This window comes from Streptomyces sp. bgisy159, from assembly GCF_057707805.1.
Window position 1 is genome coordinate 1 of record NZ_JBYIQX010000133.1, and the last position, 747, is coordinate 747.

Consider the following 747-nt stretch of genomic DNA (forward strand, 5'->3'; position numbering starts at 1 on the left):
GTGGGTGTGCCGTGGGCGATCGGTTCGCCGGAGGGCGGGCACGACGCCGTGCACCCGGAGCTGGGCACGCTGGAGGACTTCGTGTGGTTCGTGGAGCGGGCCCGCGAGCTGGGGATGGAGGTGGCCCTGGACTTCGCGCTGCAGTGCTCGCCGGACCATCCCTGGGTGCACAAGCACCCGGAGTGGTTCCACCACCGGCCCGACGGCACGATCGCGTACGCGGAGAACCCGCCGAAGAAGTACCAGGACATCTACCCGATCGCGTTCGACGCGGACATGGACGGGCTGGTCGCGGAGACGGTACGGGTGCTGCGGCACTGGATGGACTGCGGCGTGCGGATCTTCCGGGTGGACAACCCGCACACCAAGCCGGTCGTCTTCTGGGAACGGGTGATCGGGGAGATCAACCGCACCGACCCGGACGTGATCTTCCTGGCGGAGGCGTTCACCCGGCCGGCGATGATGCACACCCTGGCGCAGATCGGCTTCCAGCAGTCGTACACCTACTTCACCTGGCGCAACACCAAGCAGGAGCTGACCGAGTACCTGACGGAGCTGTCCGGCGACGCGGCCGCCTACATGCGGCCGAACTTCTTCGCCAACACCCCCGACATCCTGCACGCCTACCTCCAGCAGGGCGGCCGCCCCGCCTTCGAGGCACGCGCCGTCCTGGCCGCCACCCTCTCCCCCACCTGGGGCATCTACAGCGGCTACGAACTGTGCGAGAACGTCCCGCTGCGTGAGGGC

1 protein-coding gene is annotated in these 747 nt (G+C 68.5%); it reads left to right on the top strand.

All coding sequences use genetic code 11. From position 1 onward, the window contains the following. Positions 1–747 (top strand): alpha-amylase family protein (locus AC3ET3_RS36135; protein WP_488187280.1); only part of this gene is annotated, 747 nt, incomplete at both ends.